Here is a 22,475-nt window from a genome sequence, read left to right on the forward strand (position 1 = left end):
CCTTGATTTTGGATAGCTATTAGCTATTAGCTGTAATCGTTAACTGGTTACTGTTAACTGATAACTGGTTTTGGTTGTGTATCAAACCAAACTTCTGGAGGAAAGGGAAAATCGGGATAGCCGACTCGCAAAAGACATAAGCCGTGGGCGGGTGCAGCGTATCTGACATCTTCTCGACGTTGTTCTTTCCACAGTTGGGTGAAATTAGCGATCGCTCTTGAGCCGGAACCTACTTCTACCAGCATCCCTACCAACAACCGCACCATGCCGTACAAAAATCCATCTGCTTGAATTTCAATATGAATAAACGCTCCTTCGCGGTAACATTCGGCGGCTTGAATCTCGACCCATGAATGAACACGTTTGGAGTTTGAGCGACGAAAGGCTGCGAGGTGATGTTTTCCTATGAGTGGCTTGAGGGCGGTTTGGATGAGTGTTTCATCCAGGGGTGCCAGATAATAGTGCCAACAGGAGGAACGAACAAATAGGTTAGGTTTTTCCTCTGTATATAGGCTGTAGCGGTAACGCCGATATGCCGCACTAAACCGGGCGTGCCAATTGCTATCCACTGCTGCTGAAGCCTTGATTAATATATCTTTTGGCAGGCGGCTGTTGAGAATCGTTGCCCATTTCTGGGGTGGGACGACGCTGGTGACATCAAAGTGGGCGACTTGGGCGGCGGCATGGACTCCGCTGTCGGTACGACCAGCACCATGTAGGTTGACTGGGTATCCGATGAATTGTGCGATCGCGTTTTCAATTTCGGCTTGTACGCTGCGATGTTGTGGTTGTCGCTGCCACCCATGGAAGTTGGTTCCTATGTATTGGATTACTAAGGCAATTCGCTGGGTTGGTGTGGACGCATCACTATCTAGCATACAATTTATGATTTGGAATCTCTTCTCGATATATCTACTGATATTTTTCGATTTAATTCCAAATTACCTCACTAAACTAATTCAATGATTGCCATTTCGGCGTTATCACCACGGCGGGGCATGGTGTGCCGAATCCGGGTGTAACCGCCTTGACGGTCGGAATAACGGGAAGGAACTTGTTCAAATAGAGCATGAACAAGTTGTTTGTCAAATATGTAACCCATTGCTTGACGACGGGCGGAAAGGGAACCGTCTTTAGCGAGAGTAATCATTTTTTCTACTTCTGGACGTACCGCTTTTGCCCGAATTAGGGTGGTGGTGATCTGTCCATGACGGATGATTTCAGTGGTTAGCGATCGCAACAGGGCGCGACGCTGGTCAGCAGGTTTGCTTAATTTCGCAACTCGACAACGGTGACGCATAATAGGTTTATTTCAATTTTAAATTTGACTTTTAGCACTAATTGTGCTTAGAAGATCTTTCATTCGGTAGAGTAATACCCAAGCGTCGCTGTAGGGCTTCCACTACTTCCTCGGCAGACTTTTGTCCAAAGTTCTTGATTTCTAACAAGTCTTCTTGGGTGTAGTCCAACAAGTCAGCCACAGAATTAACCTGTGCCCGTTTCAAGCAGTTGTAAGCACGTACAGAAAGCTGTAATTCCTCGATGGGAATTTGAGCGGTAGGATCTAAATCCTCGGCAATACCTGTATCCTGCTCGGTATATGTGAAATCCTTCAATGGATTAAACAAATCTACCAGAATATTCGCAGCCGAAGATAGCGCTTCTTGGGGGCTAAGGCTACCATTTGTCCAAATTTCCAATAATAATCGATCTCTGGGTAAACCAGATTCACTACGAGTTTCCTCAACGCTGTAGTTGACTTTGCGAACTGGCATGAATACGGAGTCAATTTGCAGGAAGTCTAGGGATGTGGCTTCCTCACGTCCCCGTTCAACGGTACGATAGCCTTTTCCTCGCTCAATTCTAAATTCCATCTCAAATTTTGCCCCTTCAGCTAAGGTGGCAACATATTGAGTAGGATCAATTAATTCAACTTCGCTGGGCAAATCAAAGTGTGCTGATGTAACGTTAGCTGGTCCATTTACCAGTAACCTACCAATTTGGGGTTGGGCAGAATAGCTTTTGAGGATGATTTCTTTCATCCGCATCATGATTTCCAGTACGTCTTCACGCACTCCCGGAACTGTAGCAAATTCGTGGGAAACACCAGCAATTCGCAATGCTGTGACTGCTGTTCCTTCTAAGTTGGAAAGTAATACCCGTCTGAGGGCATTACCAACTGTTGTTCCTTGTCCCCTTTCTAGCGGTTCTAAGATAAACTTACTGTAGTGACTTCGACTCTCTTCTGTACTTGACTCTACACATTCAATTTGAAATTGCGCCACGGAGTAGCCTCCCTTATTTTTAGGTTCTACTAGCAGAAAGGTGATTGTTTTTAAAATTTCTCTAATGCCCTAATAGCTTAAAGGTCGATCAAACTGCGTATTTCAATGACGGTAGAGTTTGATTCCCAGCAAGCACAGTGGGGGCAATGCAAATTAATTTGGGGTGAGTTTTGGATTAACTTTGGGTGGCAATGAAGCTGTTAAGTTTGTTGGGTTCAGTTGTGAATTAGCTCTGTGCTAGAATCCAACTCCTGAAAACGAATTAGCTTCACATTCACCCATTGATCACAATTACCACTAACGCTGACTACGGAAAATGGCAGAAGTATTAGCTTTAAATATCTCGAAATTGTCATTCATTTTTTTGAATTTTAAAATGGCTTTTTCTCGACTCCAACTTCTATTCCATTCCCCGGTAGAGCCTCTCTAAACTCGGCGGCGCTTTGGTGGACGGCAACCGTTGTGGGGAATTGGTGTAATGTCCCGAATCAGGGTGATTTCTAATCCTGCGCCTTGTAGTGCTCTGATTGCGGTTTCCCGTCCGGCACCGGGTCCACTAACCATGACTTCAATTTGACGCATTCCTTGATCCATTGCTCTGCGGGCTGCGCTTTCAGCAGCGGTTTGGGCGGCGAAGGGTGTTCCTTTTTTCGCGCCTTTAAAACCGCTAGATCCTGCACTTGCCCAAGAAATAACATCGCCGTTTTGGTCAGCAATAGTGACGATGCTGTTGTTGAAGGTAGATTGAATATAAGCAATTCCATTGGGGACGTTGCGTTTTGCTTTCTTACTACCGGATTTTTTTGTCGGTTGTCGCGCCATATTCCTGTGTTTGAATGAATGTAAAATTTGCCGATTACAGGCAATAAGAATTTATTTACCTGGTGCTTTTTTCTTTCCAGCGACGGTTTGTCTTCTACCGCGTCGAGTTCTGGCGTTGGTGCGAGTTCGTTGTCCGCGAACTGGTAAACCCATGCGGTGACGACGACCTCGGTAGGAACCAATGTCCACCAGGCGCTTGATGTTCATGGCTTCCCAACGTCGCAAATCACCTTCAATTTGGTAATTGCTTTCGATTTCAGCACGCAGGGCTGTAACATCGGTGTCGCTCAATTCTTTGACGCGGGTATCAGGGTTGACACCTGTTGCTTTGAGAATCGCTTGTGAGCGTGATAGACCAATTCCGTAAATATATGTAAGACCGATTTCTACGCGTTTATCACGCGGAAGGTCTACTCCGGCAATCCGTGCCACAGTCAGTATCTCCCTTTGTTTTGTTCGGCTGTAAACTTTGGTTAGTAGTTGGCGAAAAATATTTCTTTTTCGACTTCAAGATTTGAGTCAATGGGGAAAATGGTGTTTTTCCTATCCTTGACGTTGTTTGTGTTTGGGGTTAACGCAAATCACCATCACACGACCGCGACGCTTGATTACGTTGCACTTTTCACAAATTCGTTTGACCGAGGCTCTAACTTTCATGCCTTTTCTGACTGACTCCAAACAGTAAATTATAGCATTTTTACGAAAAAATATTCAGTTTAATTTTTGGATCATACCCAATAGAGGTGTTATTGTGGTAAAATCTTCTACATTACTTACTTTTTCCGCAGACGGTACGTGATTCGACCTTTGGTGAGGTCATAGGGAGTAAGTTCAACTTTGACGCGATCGCCGGGTAAAATCTTGATATAGTTACGGCGAATCTTTCCCGAAATATGTGCCAGCACGTTAAATCCATTATCCAAGTCAACGCGAAACATCGCGTTAGGCAAGGATTCTGTGACTGTGCCTTCCATCTCAATTAGGTCTTGTTTAGACAACTTGCTTTTTCCTCAACTCAACATTTGCTTGTTTACTTGCCCAACTGCTCTTGAGTGCAAGTAAACATGATTTGTGAAATATATCAACTGTTTATTAATATATCTTAATTAAAAAGTAAAGGCATTTTGGGTAGGAGTTAGTACGAATTAGGTGTAACTCCTCAACTTCCCATTTTGTGCTTTTAATCCAAAGTATTTTCAGGTGTGATACTCGTGGTTTTGGCTTTGCTCTACTATGTAGGGAGTGCTAAGAGTGGCTCATACAACACTCCTACGGAACGATTACGCTAAGCGATCGCATTCTTCAACGCGCTAGTGACTTCTTCTTGAGACTGATTACCATTGACTACCACCAATCGATTTTTGGCTCCATAATGATTAATCAGAGGCTCGGTTTCGGAACGATAAACTTCAAGTCTGCGCCGAATCACATCTTCAGCATCGTCTTTACGTCCTCGCTCCAGTAAACGTCCCACCACCACATCATCCGGGACATCTAGATTTACAACCCTTTCACCTTGCTGCTGAATACTTTCTAGCAAGCTTTCCAAAAATTCAGCCTGTTTAACAGTGCGGGGAAAACCGTCTAAAATCCACCCCTCACTACAATCGGCTTGAGTCAGACGTTCCTTGACCATATCTTGCACAAGTTGGTCAGGAACAAGTTCACCTTTGTCCATATAGCTTTGAGCTTTAATACCCAAAGGTGTCTGTTCTTGTAAGGCTTGACGGAGAATATCACCCGTTGAAATATGTGGGATTTGCCAATGGTCAGCCAGTGTTTTTGCTTGTGTTCCTTTGCCAGCACCCGGTGGTCCCAAGAAGATAAGTCGCGTCACTATTGTTTCACCATTCCTTCATAGCGCTGAGATATTAGATAGGTTTGGATCTGCTTTGACGTATCAATTGCCACACCTACTAAAATCAGTAATGAGGTTGCACCCAATCCTCTAAAAGTAGGGATTCCCAATGCTTGCTCAATTCCAGTCGGAATGATGGCAATTAAACCCAAGAACACCGCACCCAATAAAGTTAACCGATTTAAAACTCGCTCAATATACTCACTTGTGGTTTTACCAGGACGAATCCCAGGAATACTAGCTCCCATTTTCTTTAGGTTTTGTGATACATCCACTGGGTTAACAATCAGTGATGAGTAAAAATAGCTAAAGAAGACAATTGCCACCAATTGAACCAAGGAGTAGAACCAAGAGCCAGAACGACCTGGTGACAGGTAGTTAGCGACAAAATTGGCTACGTCTTGATTTTTACTAAATTGGGAGACGAATTGAGGTAAGCTGAGGATTGCCTGAGCGAAAATGATGGGCATTACTCCACCTTGGTTAAGGCGCAAAGGTAGGAAACTGCGTTGCTCTGCCAATACGCGGCGACCCACTTGGCGACGAGCGGAGATAATGGGAATTCGGCGCATCCCTTCTTGAACAAACACGATCCCAACAGTAGTTAGTAAGAATAATAGTACTAAGACGATTACTCGACCAACAGCTTCTCGGTTTCCAGTTTCCACAAAAGATATAGTATCTCCTAGAGTTTTGGGCAATGAGGCGACGATGTTGAGGAAAATCAACAAAGATGCACCATTACCGATACCTCGTTCGGTTATAACTTCCGAAGCCCACATGACAAACATTGATCCTGCCACCAGTGCGATCGCTGTTTGAGCTACAAATAGTGGTCCAAAATTGTAAGCGTATGGTTTCAACCAAAATCCCGCAATGAAGACACTTTGCAGAATCGCCCAGCCAAAGGAAACATAGCGCGTATATTGAGAAAGTTTTCGCCTTCCGGCTTCACCTTCATTTTTTTGTAAGTTTTCTAAAGATGGTATTGCCGCAGTCAGCAATTGAATAATGATCGAGGCATTGATGTAAGGTAGAATACCCAGAGCAAAAATGCCCAGAGCAGACAAACCACCACCCGAAAAAATATCCAAAAAGCTTAATATTTGGCTATTTTTCGCCACAGCATCAGCAAATGCTAGGCGATCGATGTTAGGAATCGGAATATGAATACCCATGCGAATCAGCATGAGAATACCGACTGTAACAAGCAGCCGACCCCGAAGTCCGGCTGCTTGCGCCATTTGCATAAAAGTATCTTGAGCGCTTTGAGGCTTGTCTCGATTCATCATAGGAGGCTACCTAAATTGTGAGTGAGGCGCATGGCTGGAGTTAACATGCCCTATGAGTTGATGCTCACGCTGCAACTTCACAACTCCCACCAGCCGCCTCAATTTTGCTACGAGCTGAACCTGTAAATGCTGCTGCCTTCACATTGAGGGCAACAGACAATTCCCCATTTCCCAAAATCTTTAATAGTCCCCGATTACTACCAGTCAAAATACCAGCGGCTTCTAAGGATGCTAATGTTACTTCTGAATTTGCAGGGAGTCCAGCGAGTTTCTCTACATTAATCGTAATGTAATTTACCCGATTAACGAGGGGAAAGCCTTTTAACTTCGGTAAACGGCGATATAAAGGTTGTTGACCACCTTCAAAACCGGGTCTTGTCCCACCACCGGAGCGGGAATTTTGACCACGCATACCCAGACCGCAACTAGCGCCTTGTCCGGCAGCTATACCCCGACCGACTCTGCGACCGCGTTTCTTTGAGCCTTTTTGGGGCTTGGCATCATTTAGTCTCATGACAGGTACATTTTATAACGCTTATATAGACAATTTAGTCCTACTGAGCGTAGAGACTTTCAATGGGAACGCCTCGGTCTTCAGCTACTTCCGCAAAAGTACGGAGTGTGGAGAGGGCGTTAACTGCCGCTCTGGCGTTGTTGAGGGGATTATTCGAGCCAAGTTGTTTAGCGAGAATATTCCGAACTCCTGCCAATTCGAGCACTGTGCGAACAGCACCCCCAGCGATTACACCAGTACCAGGAGAAGCTGGACGCATCAAGACTTTCGCGCCGCCACCTGTACCGTTAATGGGGTGAGGGATGGAGTTAGCTTTGGTCATGGGCACATCAATCAGGTGTTTTTTGCCATCAGCCACACCTTTTTTTACAGCACCAATTACATCAGATGCTTTACCCACACCAACACCAACTTGACCACGTTCATTACCAACTACTACGATCGCTCGGAAGCTGAGTTTTTTACCACCCTTAACTACCTTGCTGACGCGGCGGATTTGGATTACCCGTTCTTGCCAAGTGGTTTCTTCTTTTTTAGTGCGGTTAGTTTTTTTACGACCACCAGTTGCCATAATTAATTCCTGAATTTTTCCTCAAGGGTCAGCAGCCATATTATATTTATTTCTAAAATTTCGGCTTTTGACAAATTTCTAGAATTCCAAACCAGCTTCACGGGCTGCATCCGCCAGTGCTTTGATACGACCGTGGTATAGGTTTCCACCTCGGTCAAACACAACTTTAGTGATTCCAGCCGCAAGCGATCGCGCTGCAATCAATTTACCTACTTCGGTGGAAGCTTCACAATTTGCCCCGGAGGAAAGTTTTGTTTTTAAATCTTTCTCTAAGGTTGATGCTGCTGCCAAAGTGCAATGTTGTGTATCATCAATCACCTGAGCATAAATATGCTCGTTGGAACGAAATACAGCTAAACGTGGACGTTCTGCTGAACCATCGACTTTGCCACGAACACGTTTGTGGCGACGAACTTTTGATTCTCTGCGAGTAAGCTTCATATCTATTTCTTACCACTCTTACCAGTCTTACCAGCTTTACGTCTGACGACTTCGCCAGCGTAACGAATACCTTTACCTTTGTAAGGTTCAGGGGGACGAACTGCGCGAATTTGAGCAGCAGTATTGCCGACAATTTCTTTGTCGTAACCGCTGACAATAACATTAGTGTTATTTTCAACAGCAAACTGGACACCATCAGGCGGGGGAATTTGCACTTGATGGCTATAGCCCATATTCAAAACCAGGTTACGACCTTGAACGGCTGCCCGATAACCAACCCCTTGAATTTCTAAGCGGCGTTGGAAGCCAGTGGAAACACCTTCCACCATGTTTGATATTAAGGTACGGAATAAACCGTGCAATTGGCGTGATGAACGGGAGTCGTCAATGGGAGAAACTGTTAGAATCTCACCTTCTTGGGTCAGGACAATGTTCGCTGGTAAATCCCGCGAAAGTTCTCCTTTAGGTCCTTTGACTTGAACATTGCTGCCGTTAATTGTCACTTGTACCTTGGCTGGTACTGTAATTGGACGTTTGCCAATTCGAGACATAAATTAATCTATCCTTTGTCTTGTTACGAGTGTCTAGACGCAAAGCGCCTTCCCGTTATGTTGTGATGAGTTGGTGAGTCGATTAACTTCTCACTCCTCCTCTGAACTTTTAACTGGATTTACCAAACGTAGCAAAGGACTTCTCCACCAACATTCTGACGACGCGCTTCGCGGTCGGTCATGATGCCGCTAGATGTGGAGATAATCGCAATCCCGATTCCACCTAAAACTCTTGGTAGATCTTTTCGGTTTGAGTAAACACGCAAACCGGGTTTACTGACCCGCTTTAGGGCGGTAATCAGGGGTTGACGATTTTTGCCTTTGTACTTGAGGGAAATTACCAAGTTTTTCTTAACGCCCTCACCTGCTTCCTCGAATTCACCAATGAAGCCCTCTTCCCGCAGCACTCTCGCAATACTGCGAGTCATTTTTGTTGCAGGCACTTCTGTTGTTTGGTGCCGCGCCATATTGGCATTGCGGATGCGCGTCAGCATATCTGCAATTGTGTCGTTTGCCGCCATCGTTCCCTCTTTAGATGAACTTATTGATCGCGAAAGGGCATTCCCATTTCTTTTAGTAAAGCGCGACCTTCTTCGTCGTTTTTGGCTGTGGTAATGATGGAAATATCCATCCCACGGATTTGGTCAATCTTGTCGTACTCGACTTCTGGGAAAATCAGCTGTTCTCGAACGCCCAGCGTATAGTTGCCGCGTCCATCGAAACTTTTGGGACTGATACCACGGAAGTCACGAATTCTGGGTAACGAAAGATTGATCAGTCTGTCAAGAAAGTTGTACATCCGGTCGCCGCGTAGAGTAACCATGATTCCTACGGGCATACCTTGACGGATTTTGAAGCCAGCGATCGCCTTCTTTGCTCTGGTCACTACTGGTTTTTGACCTGTGATTAAAGCAACTTCGTTGATCGAAGCTTCGAGTGCCTTGGCATTGGATGCTGCTTCGCCCAACCCCCGGTTCACTGTAATCTTGATTACCTTTGGTACTTGGTGAACATTGCTGTACTCAAACTGTTTGATCAGTTTAGGAGCAATTGTTTCTTGATATACCGTTTTGAGTCTAATCGCCATATGTTGTTTCCCTTAATGTCCCTGGTCTTTGTCAGGGAATAAAGATTTGAGATTACCCGAAAAGTTACCTTTTGGAGCTTAAGGTTTAGTATGGATGGATTGGTTCTGAGATTAAATACTAGTAATCACAAATACCAATTTTGGTAGTTATAAGTAGTCTATAACTACTTATCCAAGATTTCCCCAGTTTTTTTCAACATTCTCACTTTCTTTCCTTCCGCAGTAAAAGTGTAGCAGACACGGCTGGCTACATTTTGCTTGGTGGAATAAAGCATGACGTTGGAACTGTGGATGGGATATTCCTGGGTAACAATTTGCCCAGATTCTCCCTCTGCTTGGGGTTTAACGTGCTTAGTTTTCAAATTTACGCCTTTGACAATGACTTTGCTGTCTTGGGGAAGGGCTTTGATAATTTCCCCAATTTTGCCTTTGTCTTTGCCTGCGATAATTTGAACGGTATCCCCAGTTTTGATATGCATTTTATAAAACTTGGGTTTATCCTTCTTACCTGTCATTACAGCACCTCCGGTGCCAGCGACACAATTTTAGTGAAACTTTTTTCGCGTAATTCCCGTGCCACAGGACCGAAGACCCTGGTTCCTTTGGGATTACCATCTTTGTTGATGATTACGGCGGCGTTATCATCAAAGCGGATGCTCATACCGCTATCACGACGAATGGTGTGGCGGGTGCGAACAATCACAGCCTCCACTACATCCGATTTTTTTACTGCCATGTTGGGAATAGCATCTTTGACTACCGCGATTATGCGATCGCCTATGAAGCCATAACGGCTATTTCCAGCACCTAACACACGGATACACATTAATTTGCGTGCGCCGCTGTTGTCTGCAACATTCAGGTAGGATTGAGGTTGAATCACAATTACTCTCCCTATGGTTGCTAGTTTCCTAACAACACGTTTACGTAAACATACTTAGTTGGTGATGATCTCTAAAACTTGCCAGCGTTTGGTTTTGCTCAGAGGACGAGTCTCTTGAATGCGGACGCGATCGCCTATCTTACATTTGTTATCTTCGTCGTGTGCTTTATATCGCTGAGTTTTGACAACAATCTTCCCATATCTGGGGTGAGGAGCGCGGTTTTGAACAGCGACAACAACTGTTTTTTGCATTTTGTCGCTGACAACTACTCCCATTCGTTCTTTAACTGCCATAAGCTCCTAATTTAATTAGAGTTATCAGTTATGAGTTACGAGTTAGAAGTTTCCAGCTGAATTACAACTTACACTTTTCACCCTTAATTCCTAACTCCTGCTTCTTACTTCTAACCTTCTGTAGCTACTTTCCGCTTTCTTTCACCCTCAACCGTCAGCAATTGTGCCAAGCGGTGACGAGCGTGTCGAAATTGGTGCGATTTATCTAACTGTCGAGTAGCTTTTTGTAACCGGAGTTGAAAAAGCTGCTTTTTCAGAGCGAGAACCTCTTCAGCTAGCTGTTCGTCGCTTAGTTCTCGTGCGTCTGCAATTTTAGAAAGCGACATAAACTACTCCTGCTCTTGCGGCTCGATTTCGGCGCGGGAAATAAACTTAGTTTTGATGGGTAACTTAAAAGCCGCTAAACGCATGGCTTCGCGGGCTATTTCTTCAGTCACGCCAGCGATTTCAAATAAAATCCGTCCTGGTTTAACCACAGCTACCCAAAACTCTGGGGAACCTTTACCGGAACCCATCCGTGTTTCGGCTGGGCGCATGGTGATGGGTTTATCTGGGAAAATCCGAATCCAAATTTTACCACCCCGGCGGATATAACGAGTCATTGCTCGACGGGAAGCTTCGATTTGGCGGGAGGTAATCCATGATGGTTCTTGTGCTTGGAGAGCAAAATCACCAAAATTTAAGGTGCTACCACGGCTAGCTAGCCCTTTCATCCGTCCCCGCTGTTGTTTGCGGAATTTAGTTCTTCTTGGACTTAACATGTCTTTAATACCAAATGGTTTTGGCGAAGGTATTTTTGGATTGATTTTGGGTTGAAGAACTAAAATCTAAAATCTAAAACCCTACCTATCCTTCGTTAGAACGGTCTTCAAATTGCTGGCGACGACGTTGCTGGTTGCGACGACGAGGTTCGCGTTCGCGGGTTGCTGGTGCTGCTTCTATTTCTTGCCCAGGAATAATTTCACCTTTGAATACCCATACTTTGATACCAAGGATTCCGTAAACGGTTTTGGCGGTGCAGTAGGAGTAATCGATGTCAGCACGTAAGGTGTGTAGAGGAACTCTACCCTCACGAGTCCACTCTGTTCGGGCAATTTCTGCACCGTTTAAGCGACCGCTGACTTGAATTTTAATCCCTTGAATTCCAGCGCGTTGAGCGCGTTGGATGGCTTGACGCACAACTCGACGGAAGGAAACCCGACGTTCTAGTTGTTGAGCAATGTACTCAGCAATCAAGAAAGCATTGGCATCAACTTTTTGAACTTCAACAACGTTGATGCGGATTTGGCGCGTGCCACCTAAAAGTTGTTGTAGTCCTGTGCGTAATGATTCAATTCCTTGACCACCACGCCCCACGACAACCCCAGGTCTTGCTGTTTGCACTTCTAGATCAATTTGATCTGCTTTGCGCTCAATTTTGACTTGACAAATTCCGGCGTTATTCTGAGCGTATCTACCGAGTTTTTCATCGATGTATTTACGCAGTTTATAGTCTTCTTGGAGAAGTTCTGGATAACGGCTAGGAGATGCGAACCAACGTGATTGGTGTTCTTGAGTAATCCCGAGGCGGAAACCTACTGGATGTATCTTTTGTCCCACAAATTATTCCTCTAAAAATTTCTTGCTGTAGGAGTAATTTTTATCTAATTACACTTATTTCACCGTTGCCCCAGCAGCCACAGCAAGGGTGATGTGACATGTTGGTTTACGAATTTGGTAGGCTCGACCTTGTGCTCTCGGCTGGAAGCGTTTGAGGACAGGACCTTGGTCGGCGTATGCCTGGGTAATGACTAGTTCTGCCCGATCCATGCCTGCATTATGTTCAGCATTTGCAGCCGCACTCCGCAAAAGTTTGAGGATGGGGTCGCAAGAGCGATAGGGCATAAATTCTAGCAGTATCAGGGCTTCGCGGTAAGTACGACCGCGAATTTGGTCGAGGACACGTCTCACTTTGTAGGGTGACATGCTTATGTAGCGAGCGATCGCTTTAACTTCAACAGTATCAGTTGCCATTTTTTTCTCCTAAAAATTCTAGATTCCAGATTTTTAAGTTGAATCCAAAATCTAAAATTCTATCTACCTGCTTTTTTATCGCTTTTGGCATGACCACGATAGGTACGAGTGGGAGCAAATTCTCCTAACTTGTGTCCTACCATTTGCTCACTAACAAAGACGGGAACATGTTGACGACCGTTGTGAACGGCAATTGTATGTCCTACCATCTGAGGCAAAATTGTCGATGCTCTCGACCAAGTTTTAATAACTTCTTTTTTGCTGTTAGCGTTGAGCCTTTCTATTTTCTTGAGCAGATGATCCGCAACGAAGGGACCTTTTTTCAGTGAACGACCCATAACAATTTAGTCTTTGAGGTTTGAGTTTTATGGAAGCTTAAAGTTGGTAGTTCTGAATTTTGAGTTGTTGTACAAAATGTAAATTAACTCAACATACAGCACTTCAAACGCAACTTTTTATGATTCACGTCCGCCACGACCGCGTTTAGAAGATTTCCGACGGCGGCGAACAATTAGTTTGCTGCTGGCTTTCTTCTTCTTACGGGTCTTCATACCCAAGGTTGGCTTACCCCAAGGTGTTACAGGACCGGAGCGACCAATTGGTGCCCGACCTTCACCACCACCATGGGGGTGATCCACTGGGTTCATGACGCTTCCTCTAACTTTGGGACGGCGACCTTTCCAACGGTTGCGTCCAGCTTTACCAGCACTCAAGTTACGATGATCTGTATTACCGACTTGTCCAATGGTGGCGTAACACTCGCGGCGAATCATCCGTACTTCCCCTGAGGGTAGTTTGATGGTGACATAATCACCTTCTTTAGCGACGACTTGAGCAGCTGCACCTGCGGCGCGGACGATTTGAGCGCCTTTGCCTGCTGTCAATTCGACGTTATGGATGGTGGTACCTAAAGGAATGTTTGCTAACGGTAAAGCGTTACCAATTTCGATTGGTGAGTCAGGTCCAGCAATGATGATTTCGCCAACTTTCAATGTGTTGGGATGGATGATGTAGCGCTTTTCGCCGTCTGTGTAATATAAGAGGGCAATGCGGGCGTTACGGTTGGGGTCGTACTCAATTGCCGCAACTTTTGCCGGGATATTCCGTTTGTCGCGTTTGAAGTCGATGATGCGGTACAACTGCTTGTGACCGCCACCACGACGACGACTGGTAATTACCCCACGGTTGTTACGACCTTTGGGACGATGGATGGAGATTGTCAGAGACTTTTCTGGTTCACTTTTGGTGATTTCCGCAAAGTCGGAGACGGTTACTTGACGAGTGCTGGGGGTGTAGGGACGATAAGAACGAGTACCCATAATCTTAGTTTAAAAGTTGAGAGTTAGAAGTCAGGAGTTAGGAGTTTAGTACCAGTTAGGAGTTAGGAATTGAGGTTCTTTAGGTCGCTTAATTCCTAATTCTTCGCTCTTGGCTCCTAACTTTTTTAAACATCTGGGAAGAGAGCTTGGCGAATCTTGTCTTCGTCCCCAGCTGCCACTGTGATAATGGCTCGTTTGTATTGAGGTCTGTAACCGACGAATTTGCCAACTCGACGTTTTTTACGTGGGGGGTTGGCGGTGTTGACTTTTACTACCTTGACGCTAAATAGGTCTTGGATAGCTGCTTTGATTTCTGTTTTGCTGGCTTTGGGAGAGACTTCAAATGTGTATTTGTTCTGCTCCATGAGGACAGTCGCTTTCTCGGTGACGATGGGGCGACGGACTAAATCTACTAAGTCACGGGGGTCGAGTTTATGCACCAAAGACCTCCTGAATTTTGTCGATGGCTGATGCGGTGACAATTATTTTTTCGGCATGGAGTATGTCGTAAATGTTGATGGTATTTGCAGAAAAGACCTTGACATTTGCGATATTTCGTGCTGATAAATATAGGTTTTGGTTGTTCTCGCAATATATTAGCAAGACTCTCTTATCTGGCTCTGCACCCCAACGCGCGATCGCATTCACCAATTCTTTGGTTTTGGGGCGTTGCAGTTGAGAACCAAAATCCTCAACGATGATCATGTCATCAATGCGGCTAGCAAATGCTGTCCGTAATGCCAAACGTCGCTCTTTGCGGTTCATTTGGATGCTGAAGTCACGGGGTTTGGGTCCAAAGATGACACCACCACCACGCCATAGGGGTGAACGAATCGAACCCGCACGGGCACGACCAGTTCCTTTTTGTCGCCACGGTTTGCGACCACCACCACGTACCTCAGAGCGGGTCTTGGTGCTGGCGTTTCCTTGACGAGCATTGCTCATTTGACGCATTAGCGCCCGGTGCACTATATGCGATGCTGATTCTTCTTTGGCAACTTTTAGCTCGAAGGTTTTTTGTCCGACCTGCTCACCTTGCCAGTTTTTAACTACACACTCAAACATTTTTGTGTCCTTTAGTCTGGTAGAGACGCTAAGTTATGCGCCTGTACTTCTGTCAGTTTTTCTAGGTTTTGTCGTTTCTGACAGTCCTACTTTTGCCTGCCAACAAGGTTTGCAGGGACAACATTAACTAAGGCTCCAGGTTTGCCAGGAATGGCTCCCTTTATTAGCAATAAGTTACGTTCTGTATCGACGCGTATAACGGTTAATTTTTTAATAGTGACGCTGGTACCACCGAGTCTTCCTGCCATCCGCTTACCAGGATAAACACGACCAGGGGTTGTACCTGCACCGATGGAACCGGGTTCTCTGTGGTTTTTGGAACCGTGAGACATTGGTCCACGACCAAAGTTATTCCGCTTTTGGTTCCCTGCAAATCCTTTACCGATGCTGGTACCAGCTACGTCTACGATTTGACCTGCACTAAATATATCTGCCGTAATCAGTTGACCTAAAGAATACTCATCCGCGTTGTCGATGCGATATTCCAGTAAGTGACGCAATGCTGGGGCAGATGATTTTGCCAGATGTCCCAACTTGGGCTTGCTTAGAGCCTTTGGCTTCACTTCACGATAGCCTACTTGAATGGCAGAGTAACCGTCGGTCTGTTTTGTTTTGACTTGTGTAACAGTGCATGGTCCCGCTTGGACGACTGTGACAGGAATAGCTACTCCTGCTTCGTCGAAAATTTGGGTCATGCCCAGTTTGGTGCCGAGAATACCTACAGACACAGTTACTGGTTCTCCTTATTTACTTATCTTTTTAGTTAATTCAGGCGTATGGAGACATTTTAATCTCCATTCAGATTGTTAAACCTGAATGGTATATGAATCTGTTGGCGATGATTCACTCTGCTACCATGACACCCAATTCTACTTCCCATCCGGAAAGTAAAACTGTTGGATTTTTGCAAGGCTGTAAAGCTCTATGCTTTGTGCAACGATTCTACTTGTTAAGCGATCGCTTTGGCACTTCTGCACTAGCAGGACTTAGATGGCAACCATCCAGTATCCCTTGAGTGAAACTTAATGTCATGCTCTAAACCAACCAACATTAATATCCTGTCTCAACTTCATCAAATACCCCTAACTATTGCTTGGGGCTTTGCCTGCTTTACAAGGCTAAACGAGTGAATAAATCCAGCTCATACCTAGCCGAATTTTCCTATGCTCAGAAACCAACGCTCTGCGTTTTGCTCCCAGGCTTACTTAGTGTATCAGTCTCTGGTTAACTTCGGCTAGTTAATTCCGAACAAAACCAAACACTAAATCACTAATGGTCTATTAACTACCTGGCACTGTATACCAGTTAGCATATTCCTTAAGCTTTGGTCACAATCTAACAATATAGATCATTGATGAATTTTTGTCTACATGTTATGTCTATAGGTAAATCTATATTTTTCTATGTGGTGCTGCATCTGCGAGCAAATGGTAAGGTGTAATCTTTGAGTTCTTCTGAGGGTTCATCAAAATCATCAGACAGTGCGATCGCGTTTATCGTCCATGCCTTGAAAATATTCAGAAAACTACTATATTTATCATCCGTTAACACTGATCAGTATTTGGTAATTTATACATACCAGTTATTTTTTGCAATTATCATCAGGATTAAATAATTGAGTTTCCCGATTACTGGTGAATAATAGAGATATCAAAGTGGGATAGGAAAACAAAACATATGGCATTGATTACCACTGGTAGAGGTTTCATTCGTGATTTGGAAAAACATGGCGCACTTGGCGTTTATGTTCCCTTAGAGGGGGGAATGGAAGGACGCTACCGTCGGCGTTTACGAGCTTATGGCTATACTGCTGTGAATCTGACTGCCCGTGGCTTGGGTGATGTGGCTGCTTATTTGACGCGGATTCATGGGGTAAGACCTCCGCACTTAGGAAAAAAAGGAACAACTGCTGGTGCTGCGGTGGGTGATGTGTATTACATTCCACCAATTTTGACTTATCATTTGGAAAATCTACCGCCAAAGTCGAAGGGTTTGGTGTTGTGGATTATTGAGGGGTATGTGTTGTCAGATCAGGAAATTGAGTTTTTGATGGCACTACCCAGTATGGAACCCAGGGTAAAAGTGGTAATTGAGCGAGGAGGCGATCGCGTTTTCAGTTGGAAGCCACTAGAAAAGACTTTAGCGATACCTACGGTGGTAAACTACGCGTAAGTTAACTCTAACCGAATTATCGTTATTTTTCTTTCCATAAGATGGGGACGCGACATTTCTACAGTTCGCGTCCCCATTTGACATACATAAAAAGTCAAATACGTCAACTTTTGACTGATTTAGTTTCTCGATGTCCCAAAACCACAACTTCCAGCGGCAACAGTACCTCCTTTCCAGGAAAAGCTCTCTGATGGGGGAATTATTTGATTAATTCTGTTGTTTCCTGGGATTCCTGGTAATTCAACTTCGATTTTTCCAGAGGAAAAAGTTGTAACCGGGACATATCCTGGTGGTTGTAAAAAGAATCGTCTGGGATTAGTCTCCATCTCGATTTTATCGGCTAAAGCAAAACTACCAATTTGATTATTATCAAGTGATAAACATACTTGCCCGGTACTAGGAATACTGCGATCTTCAATTAGTAAATCTGCGGCTGTTTTTTTATCAATTAAATCTTTTTGTGGTTGAGTATTATTCTCAGTCACGATGTTATTTTTGACAACTATAGATGTTTGAGAATCGTTATTTGTAATCGTAATTCCATTTCCTCGATTATTTGTAACTGTATTGGATTCAATCAATGCTTTTATTTGAGAATTCCTATCGGCATTGAAAATAATTCCTTCGGAGTTGTTGCTTATTTTATTATTGCTAATAACTAAGTTTGTTTGAGAGCTTTCAGAGAAATCAACCCAAATTCCTGGCTGTGTGTAAGTAGCGGTGTTATTAGCAATAGTATTTTCCGTAATATTTATGTTGATATTGTTAGCACTAACAAAACTAGAAATACCACCTCGGTTGCCAGAAACATTATTATTGGAAATATTCAGGCTTCCTTGAGTATTTTCAAATAGGCTGGTTGATATTGCGTCTGCTTCCAGGTAGTCTGGATATTTGTATGACGGGAAAATTGCCGGACGTACAACATACTCCTGATACAGTTTTCCATTATCTAAGATTTGATTATTGGTAATATTAGTTGTAAATTTTGTATTGCCTCCGAATTCTATATCAATAGCTTCTTTGGCAGAATCTTGAATAGTATTGTTATTAATATTTAAATTAATATCCCCAACATTATTTGTGATTAAAATTCCACTGTAATACCTTACATAGGGAGTTGAGTATATAGTGACTTGTTCATAGCCATTACTTTGAAGCTGATTTTGACTAATATCAACTTTTCCTATTACATCTGTAAGTTTGATGCCTTCTAGCTGGGAATTACTAATTAAGTTGTTTTCAATTGAAATATTTCGGATGTTACTACCTTGAATTCCGGCACCAGAGGCATTACTAATGGCAAATCCATTTAATTTGGTATTGTTTCCCATAGTGACAGTACCAGTAATACTTGGTTTAATTCCAGAGCCTGAACCAGGTAGCTGAATTTTCCCAAAGGAAGTGTCAATAAATTGAGGTGAAGCATTGGAAATTATTGCAACACCATCAGGAATTGTAAAACCAGGAATACCTGGATTTTCACCTTGACGAACGTAGATAGTATCATTGCTTTTGGCAATATTTAAAGCTTGAGAAACAGTACTAAAAGGAGATTCAAAAGAGCCATTACTGTTACCTAAACCTAAATTCACATGGACAAATTGTAGTGGTTCTCCTGTAGCAGTGTTAGTTGCCAAGACCGTATCTTTGATTAACCGATTTTTAACCGTTATACTGCTAATGCGATCGCTTGATTCACTGATGCGGGATAAAATATCAGACTCTCGCTTTTTCTTTCCTCTAGCTGTACCGGGAAAACTAATTCCCAAATTCAAAATCACTCTAGTATCAAATTGTGGATCACTTTGCAATGTTAATCCCGCAACAAGAGTATCATTAGGACGGACAACAAGTCTTCCCCTCACACCAACAAAGCCAGGTACATTTTCCCCTGTGTAGTAGTATACTCCTGCATATCCCCGTAATGATCCATTTCCTAAAGATGCTAACTTAGTTCCTAATTCTGCATCTAAACCAGTTAAAGCTTGTTGAACTTGGCTAACTTTATCTAAAGCTAAGAAATTCCCTTGAAAGTTAGATGTTCCTGTTAAGGTTTCGGTTAATAAATTCCGGGAATTTCCAATGGGAAAATAGAAATTGGTGCGAAAATCAATTTTTTCTCCCAAGCTTTCAAAACCTGCACCCAACTGATTAAATACTGCGTCTCCAGTATTGCGAGTATCATATGAAATATAGCTACCAATAATCTGTTTTTTGTTGTCGCTCAAAAAACGGTGTCCGAATAATAGATTTCCACCTAAAGCACCATTTTCTGTAGATGATAATAACTTTCCTTCTAAATAAGTCAGGTTATTTCCAGGTGTTTGAAAAAGCGGAAAAAATCCTTCAAAACTGAAAAAAGGATCACTTCCTGCATTTTCAGTTGTATAGTTAGTGCTGGCACGGGGCTTGACGGATTCATAAGTTTGGGCATTTACAGCAGAAATATGCATCAGTACTAGGCTCGTAGAGGCGATTGCCGCGACAGATGCGAACATTTTTATATCTGAGAAGGTCATAGATATTTATGAGTTAGGGTTCATCGAAAGCTAAGTAAATGCCCTAAGATATGATTAAAGTTATTATACACACATCAATTCTTTCGTCTAGTGTTGGAGAAAAATTTTTGAGTATTAATTTTGTTGTCAACTCACAAACTACAAACTAAATTGCAGGCAATTAGTCAAAATAATCGGCATACTGATAGAAAGGTAGATTTAGACCACTCACTTTTACCAAGGCGTGAATTAAACTAAACAAAGATGAGACGCAGACCTAATTCTAGACAGACAACTCCTTCTAAACCCTCGGCTTTCCAATCCCCGATGTTTAATTTCACCACCATCGCCATTTTGGGAGGGGTGCTGGTTTTGGGAATTGGGATTGGGATTGCTTTTAGTTCGACAACTACATTAACCTCATCAAACGTCGCTTCGCGGGAATTTATTGACTTGAAAGCGCCAAATCCAGAGATTTGTGTGCAATATGGTGCCAGTGCGATGGTGATGGATGCTAGGTTATTTGTGACTCTTAACCCTTTCAATGTCTATGTTTCTCAGCCTTCCATGCGTCCTGGTTGCGTGTTGCGACAAAATAACTGGGCGATTTTAGAACAGAAAAAGTTGATTACTTCTGAACAGGTGAGGGATTGTAAAAACCGCTTGAATACTTTTGGTTTTACTGGCAATTTGGATAATGAGAAGCCGGATATTAGATGTGTGTATCAAAATGAAGCGGCTCAGAATTTGTTCTTGAATCAACCGGGTGCAGTGGCACCACAGCAGGAAACAGAAAGATTTTAGGATGTTTTATTAGGTGTATTATGGTTTTCGTAATGCACCTAAAAACCGATTTGCAACGATTGCAGCTTGAGTGCGATCGCGTAAGTCTAAACGATTTAAAATTCGGGTGACATGGTTTTTAACGGTTTTTTCTGTAATAAATAAAGCTTCGCCAATTTCGCGGTTACTAGCACCTGCAACAATTAATTCTAGTATTTCAATTTCTCTCGGTGTTAATTCCTCCCATCCTGGAGGTGGAGAGCCTGCTGTATCTGGAATTTGACCCATGACGTTAACAAGTCCCGGTCCCAATTGAATGTAGCCTTTATTAGCTGCACGGATAGATTGGGCTAATTCCTCAGATGGAGTATCCTTCAGTAGGTATCCAACAGCACCGTAGCGTAAAGTTTGAGCAATATAATGTTGTTCGGCAAAGGTAGTCAAAATCAAGACTTTTGTCGTGGGAAACCGCGCTGCAATCTCCTTGGTTGCTGCCATACCATCCATCACTGGCATTCTCACATCCATCAGTACCACATCCGGCTGCAAAGATGCAATTAAAGTCAAAGCAACTTGTCCATTTTCAGCTTCTCCCACCACTTCTAAATCAGCTTCCAGCTTGAGTAAAGCTTTCAGTCCCCGACGAATTAAACTTTCATCATCAACCAGTAATAAACGAATCATAAGCAACTAGGAAAAAGGGAAATCTGCGATTACTTGACATCCTGTATTTGGTGCAGTGACGACTTGGAAATTACCTTTTAGAGTTAAAGATGTAAGTCTTTCGCGCATACTCTCCAAGCCAAAACCTGTTGTATTTTGTTCTAAGTCAAAACCTTTACCATTATCACTGACAATCAACCGCAATTCATTTATAGCTAGATTTTGGGTAATTTGGATAGTGACTTCGGTTGCTTCTGCATGTTTGCAAATATTAGTGAGAGCTTCTTGAACAATTCTGTAAATAGCTACTTGAATCTCATTTTTAACTGGTTGTAGTAGCTCTATTTCTAATTTTGGTGAAATATTATTGGAACGCCGAAAATCTTCTGCTAAAGAAAAAATAGCATCTGCAAGTGATAGTTCGGCGATTGGATTCACTCGCAAAGTTGTAATCGATTGTCGCACTTCTTGGAGAGCATTGGAACCTAGTTTTTTTGCATCTCTGAGAAACTCTGTAGCTTCCGCAGGATCAGATTGCCAAAGTTTTAAAGCTGCTTCTAAATGTAAGTTTAAAATAGTTAAAGCATGTCCTACAGAATCATGAATTTCGCGGGCAATTCGGTTACGTTCTTGGACGGTTGCTAATTCTTCAACTTTCATGGCATATTCTCGTAGTTGGGCATTGGCAACACTAAGCTCTTGGCGACTTTGAGATTCTTGGAGCAAAGCATTTACAGCCATCTGAATAAAAATTGTGCCTAAACCTAAAATCAATGTAGAAATTACTAATAAAACTCCTAATTGTTCGCGGATTGCGAAAGGATTAATTATCTCTGCAATTTGAAGTCGATATACTTGTGTTAACAAAGATAAAATCACAGCTAAACCATTAATAACTGTGCAAATTTCTCCTGTAAATATCAAACAGTTACGAATTACGATAACAGTATAAAGTAGAGGAACTAAAAGAACTCCTCCCAGCATTGAAGCCAATATTAATAAGCCAAATTCTAGACTCGTATATAAAACTTGATTTAATCGCCTATTAATTGGTAACTTCAAACCCATAACTGCAAATATCACCAAACAGAATATATTCAGCAGCGGTATTCTTGGTAATCGTGAAGCAAAGTCGAATAAAGAAGCAAAAACTTCACTAGAAACGACAATACTCACCAAAATGCACTCTAGATATAGTAGAAAGCGCAGAGGATACTTGCGATTTTGAATTAAAGGAATCATTTCAAAGCTTGCTGACAACTAAATCAAGATAGCTTATTCAACACCACTATTAGTAGGGACTAAAGTCCCAAGGTAATTGAGGACTAATGCCTCATGTCCTAGAAGTGTATCCCAGCTTA

Annotated in this window: 34 protein-coding genes; 3 read left to right on the forward strand and 31 right to left on the reverse strand. The window is 43.1% G+C overall.

Annotated elements, in window-relative coordinates; genetic code table 11:
* Positions 1 to 53: 53 nt before the first annotated feature.
* The 27 genes from truA to rplC form a co-directional block, all read right to left on the reverse strand.
* Entirely contained in the window at positions 54 to 878 is an 825-nt protein-coding gene (gene truA / locus CAL6303_RS26180; RefSeq protein ID WP_015200857.1) for a tRNA pseudouridine(38-40) synthase TruA, read from the reverse strand.
* A gap of 71 nt (positions 879 to 949) precedes the next feature.
* Positions 950 to 1,300: a 50S ribosomal protein L17 gene (gene rplQ, locus CAL6303_RS26185; protein WP_015200858.1), complete on the reverse strand. Its 351-nt coding sequence runs from the start codon at positions 1,298 to 1,300 to the stop codon at positions 950 to 952.
* 37 nt (positions 1,301 to 1,337) lie between these two features.
* Positions 1,338 to 2,285: a DNA-directed RNA polymerase subunit alpha gene (locus tag CAL6303_RS26190; protein ID WP_015200859.1), complete on the reverse strand. Its 948-nt coding sequence runs from the start codon at positions 2,283 to 2,285 to the stop codon at positions 1,338 to 1,340.
* Positions 2,286 to 2,711: 426 nt separating this feature from the next.
* A complete protein-coding gene (gene rpsK, locus CAL6303_RS26195) occupies positions 2,712 to 3,107 on the reverse strand; it encodes a 30S ribosomal protein S11 (RefSeq protein ID WP_015200860.1) in 396 nt (131 codons plus the stop codon).
* A gap of 51 nt (positions 3,108 to 3,158) precedes the next feature.
* On the reverse strand, positions 3,159 to 3,539 hold the full coding sequence (rpsM, locus tag CAL6303_RS26200; protein WP_015200861.1) for a 30S ribosomal protein S13: 381 nt from the start codon (positions 3,537 to 3,539) through the stop codon (positions 3,159 to 3,161).
* Positions 3,540 to 3,650: 111 nt separating this feature from the next.
* A complete protein-coding gene (gene rpmJ, locus CAL6303_RS29560) occupies positions 3,651 to 3,764 on the reverse strand; it encodes a 50S ribosomal protein L36 (protein WP_015200862.1) in 114 nt (37 codons plus the stop codon).
* Positions 3,765 to 3,880: 116 nt separating this feature from the next.
* Entirely contained in the window at positions 3,881 to 4,105 is a 225-nt protein-coding gene (gene infA, locus CAL6303_RS26205) for a translation initiation factor IF-1 (protein ID WP_006276978.1), read from the reverse strand.
* Between the two features lie 287 nt (positions 4,106 to 4,392).
* Positions 4,393 to 4,944 (reverse strand): adenylate kinase, encoded by a 552-nt coding sequence (locus CAL6303_RS26210; RefSeq protein WP_015200863.1) that lies wholly within the window; start codon positions 4,942 to 4,944, stop codon positions 4,393 to 4,395.
* On the reverse strand, positions 4,944 to 6,257 hold the full coding sequence (gene secY, locus CAL6303_RS26215; protein ID WP_015200864.1) for a preprotein translocase subunit SecY: 1,314 nt from the start codon (positions 6,255 to 6,257) through the stop codon (positions 4,944 to 4,946). Before secY ends, CAL6303_RS26210 begins: the two co-directional genes overlap by 1 nt.
* Positions 6,258 to 6,321: 64 nt before the next feature.
* Positions 6,322 to 6,771 (reverse strand): 50S ribosomal protein L15, encoded by a 450-nt coding sequence (rplO, locus tag CAL6303_RS26220; RefSeq protein ID WP_015200865.1) that lies wholly within the window; start codon positions 6,769 to 6,771, stop codon positions 6,322 to 6,324.
* A gap of 40 nt (positions 6,772 to 6,811) precedes the next feature.
* Positions 6,812 to 7,342 carry a 30S ribosomal protein S5 gene (rpsE, locus tag CAL6303_RS26225; RefSeq protein ID WP_015200866.1) on the reverse strand — a complete coding sequence of 177 codons (531 nt, stop codon included), beginning with the start codon at positions 7,340 to 7,342 and terminating at the stop codon, positions 6,812 to 6,814.
* A 78-nt stretch (positions 7,343 to 7,420) separates the two neighbouring features.
* Positions 7,421 to 7,783, reverse strand: coding sequence for a 50S ribosomal protein L18 (gene rplR / locus CAL6303_RS26230; RefSeq protein WP_015200867.1), 363 nt, complete (start codon positions 7,781 to 7,783; stop codon positions 7,421 to 7,423).
* 2 nt (positions 7,784 to 7,785) lie between these two features.
* Positions 7,786 to 8,334 (reverse strand): 50S ribosomal protein L6, encoded by a 549-nt coding sequence (gene rplF / locus CAL6303_RS26235; RefSeq protein ID WP_015200868.1) that lies wholly within the window; start codon positions 8,332 to 8,334, stop codon positions 7,786 to 7,788.
* Between the two features lie 119 nt (positions 8,335 to 8,453).
* Complete coding sequence (rpsH, locus tag CAL6303_RS26240) at positions 8,454 to 8,855, reverse strand: 30S ribosomal protein S8 (protein ID WP_015200869.1); 402 nt, start codon at positions 8,853 to 8,855, stop codon at positions 8,454 to 8,456.
* A 20-nt stretch (positions 8,856 to 8,875) separates the two neighbouring features.
* Positions 8,876 to 9,421 (reverse strand): 50S ribosomal protein L5, encoded by a 546-nt coding sequence (gene rplE, locus CAL6303_RS26245; RefSeq protein WP_015200870.1) that lies wholly within the window; start codon positions 9,419 to 9,421, stop codon positions 8,876 to 8,878.
* 164 nt (positions 9,422 to 9,585) lie between these two features.
* The gene (gene rplX / locus CAL6303_RS26250) at positions 9,586 to 9,936 is read right to left on the reverse strand and encodes a 50S ribosomal protein L24 (RefSeq protein WP_015200871.1); all 351 of its coding nucleotides are present in this window, start codon (positions 9,934 to 9,936) and stop codon (positions 9,586 to 9,588) included.
* On the reverse strand, positions 9,936 to 10,304 hold the full coding sequence (rplN, locus tag CAL6303_RS26255; RefSeq protein WP_015200872.1) for a 50S ribosomal protein L14: 369 nt from the start codon (positions 10,302 to 10,304) through the stop codon (positions 9,936 to 9,938). Before rplN ends, rplX begins: the two co-directional genes overlap by 1 nt.
* Positions 10,305 to 10,358: 54 nt before the next feature.
* On the reverse strand, positions 10,359 to 10,598 hold the full coding sequence (gene rpsQ, locus CAL6303_RS26260; protein WP_015200873.1) for a 30S ribosomal protein S17: 240 nt from the start codon (positions 10,596 to 10,598) through the stop codon (positions 10,359 to 10,361).
* 110 nt (positions 10,599 to 10,708) lie between these two features.
* A complete protein-coding gene (gene rpmC, locus CAL6303_RS26265) occupies positions 10,709 to 10,924 on the reverse strand; it encodes a 50S ribosomal protein L29 (protein WP_015200874.1) in 216 nt (71 codons plus the stop codon).
* Positions 10,925 to 10,927: 3 nt separating this feature from the next.
* Positions 10,928 to 11,359, reverse strand: coding sequence for a 50S ribosomal protein L16 (gene rplP / locus CAL6303_RS26270; protein WP_015200875.1), 432 nt, complete (start codon positions 11,357 to 11,359; stop codon positions 10,928 to 10,930).
* 85 nt (positions 11,360 to 11,444) lie between these two features.
* Positions 11,445 to 12,197 (reverse strand): 30S ribosomal protein S3, encoded by a 753-nt coding sequence (gene rpsC / locus CAL6303_RS26275; protein WP_015200876.1) that lies wholly within the window; start codon positions 12,195 to 12,197, stop codon positions 11,445 to 11,447.
* Positions 12,198 to 12,251: 54 nt separating this feature from the next.
* Positions 12,252 to 12,611, reverse strand: a complete 360-nt coding sequence (rplV, locus tag CAL6303_RS26280) for a 50S ribosomal protein L22 (protein WP_015200877.1) — start codon at positions 12,609 to 12,611, stop codon at positions 12,252 to 12,254.
* A 59-nt stretch (positions 12,612 to 12,670) separates the two neighbouring features.
* Positions 12,671 to 12,949 carry a 30S ribosomal protein S19 gene (gene rpsS / locus CAL6303_RS26285; protein ID WP_015200878.1) on the reverse strand — a complete coding sequence of 93 codons (279 nt, stop codon included), beginning with the start codon at positions 12,947 to 12,949 and terminating at the stop codon, positions 12,671 to 12,673.
* Positions 12,950 to 13,066: 117 nt separating this feature from the next.
* Positions 13,067 to 13,930 (reverse strand): 50S ribosomal protein L2, encoded by an 864-nt coding sequence (rplB, locus tag CAL6303_RS26290; protein ID WP_015200879.1) that lies wholly within the window; start codon positions 13,928 to 13,930, stop codon positions 13,067 to 13,069.
* Positions 13,931 to 14,055: 125 nt separating this feature from the next.
* Entirely contained in the window at positions 14,056 to 14,370 is a 315-nt protein-coding gene (locus CAL6303_RS26295; RefSeq protein ID WP_015200880.1) for a 50S ribosomal protein L23, read from the reverse strand.
* Positions 14,363 to 14,995 (reverse strand): 50S ribosomal protein L4, encoded by a 633-nt coding sequence (rplD, locus tag CAL6303_RS26300; RefSeq protein ID WP_015200881.1) that lies wholly within the window; start codon positions 14,993 to 14,995, stop codon positions 14,363 to 14,365. The genes CAL6303_RS26295 and rplD overlap by 8 nt, the downstream gene beginning before the upstream one ends.
* A gap of 86 nt (positions 14,996 to 15,081) precedes the next feature.
* On the reverse strand, positions 15,082 to 15,723 hold the full coding sequence (gene rplC / locus CAL6303_RS26305; RefSeq protein ID WP_015200882.1) for a 50S ribosomal protein L3: 642 nt from the start codon (positions 15,721 to 15,723) through the stop codon (positions 15,082 to 15,084).
* A 110-nt stretch (positions 15,724 to 15,833) separates the two neighbouring features.
* Here rplC and CAL6303_RS26310 point away from each other — a divergent pair, with 110 nt between their 5' ends.
* Positions 15,834 to 16,010 (forward strand): hypothetical protein, encoded by a 177-nt coding sequence (locus CAL6303_RS26310; RefSeq protein ID WP_158333188.1) that lies wholly within the window; start codon positions 15,834 to 15,836, stop codon positions 16,008 to 16,010.
* Between the two features lie 386 nt (positions 16,011 to 16,396).
* Here CAL6303_RS26310 and CAL6303_RS30555 read toward each other — a convergent pair whose 3' ends face one another.
* Entirely contained in the window at positions 16,397 to 16,546 is a 150-nt protein-coding gene (locus CAL6303_RS30555) for a hypothetical protein (protein WP_158333189.1), read from the reverse strand.
* Positions 16,547 to 16,672: 126 nt separating this feature from the next.
* On the opposite strand from CAL6303_RS30555, the gene CAL6303_RS26315 reads away from it, so the two are divergent.
* The gene (locus CAL6303_RS26315) at positions 16,673 to 17,167 is read left to right on the forward strand and encodes an NAD(P)H-quinone oxidoreductase subunit N (RefSeq protein ID WP_015200883.1); all 495 of its coding nucleotides are present in this window, start codon (positions 16,673 to 16,675) and stop codon (positions 17,165 to 17,167) included.
* A gap of 119 nt (positions 17,168 to 17,286) precedes the next feature.
* On the opposite strand, the gene CAL6303_RS26320 is transcribed toward CAL6303_RS26315, so the two are convergent.
* On the reverse strand, positions 17,287 to 19,689 hold the full coding sequence (locus tag CAL6303_RS26320; RefSeq protein WP_083866346.1) for a NosD domain-containing protein: 2,403 nt from the start codon (positions 19,687 to 19,689) through the stop codon (positions 17,287 to 17,289).
* 243 nt (positions 19,690 to 19,932) lie between these two features.
* Here CAL6303_RS26320 and CAL6303_RS26325 point away from each other — a divergent pair, with 243 nt between their 5' ends.
* Complete coding sequence (locus tag CAL6303_RS26325) at positions 19,933 to 20,472, forward strand: DUF3172 domain-containing protein (RefSeq protein ID WP_015200885.1); 540 nt, start codon at positions 19,933 to 19,935, stop codon at positions 20,470 to 20,472.
* Positions 20,473 to 20,490: 18 nt separating this feature from the next.
* Here the strand turns inward: CAL6303_RS26325 and CAL6303_RS26330 are convergent, their stop codons facing one another.
* Positions 20,491 to 21,135 carry a response regulator gene (locus CAL6303_RS26330; RefSeq protein ID WP_015200886.1) on the reverse strand — a complete coding sequence of 215 codons (645 nt, stop codon included), beginning with the start codon at positions 21,133 to 21,135 and terminating at the stop codon, positions 20,491 to 20,493.
* A gap of 6 nt (positions 21,136 to 21,141) precedes the next feature.
* Positions 21,142 to 22,356, reverse strand: a complete 1,215-nt coding sequence (locus CAL6303_RS26335; RefSeq protein WP_015200887.1) for a sensor histidine kinase — start codon at positions 22,354 to 22,356, stop codon at positions 21,142 to 21,144.
* Positions 22,357 to 22,475: the final 119 nt, after the last annotated feature.

Source organism: Calothrix sp. PCC 6303 (assembly GCF_000317435.1).
Classification (GTDB): domain Bacteria; phylum Cyanobacteriota; class Cyanobacteriia; order Cyanobacteriales; family Nostocaceae; genus PCC-6303.